Origin of the sequence: Bacillus cereus group sp. BfR-BA-01349 (assembly GCF_022663795.1) — a bacterium.
GTDB classification, from domain to species: domain Bacteria; phylum Bacillota; class Bacilli; order Bacillales; family Bacillaceae_G; genus Bacillus_A; species Bacillus_A cereus.
Genome location: NZ_JAKUGE010000128.1, coordinates 1 through 251 on the forward strand (window position 1 = coordinate 1; position 251 = coordinate 251).

Consider the following 251-nt stretch of genomic DNA (forward strand, 5'->3'; position numbering starts at 1 on the left):
GAGGTGGAAGCATGGTGACATGTGGAGCTGACGAATACTAATAGATCGAGGACTTAACCATATAATATGTAGCAATGTTATCTAGTTTTGAGAGAACATAAAAAACTTGTTGACTTTTAAAGTAAATAAGTTATAATAATGATTGTCTCAAAAGAATAATGTCTGGTAATGATGGCAGAGAGGTCACACCCGTTCCCATACCGAACACGGAAGTTAAGCTCTCTAGCGCCGATGGTAGTTGGGACCTTGTC

1 rRNA gene is annotated in these 251 nt (G+C 39.0%); it reads left to right on the top strand.

Annotated features, from left to right (window positions below):
* Nucleotides 1-161 precede the first annotated feature (161 nt).
* A 5S ribosomal RNA gene (gene rrf / locus MR169_RS28080) occupies nucleotides 162-251 on the top strand; the annotation flags it as partial.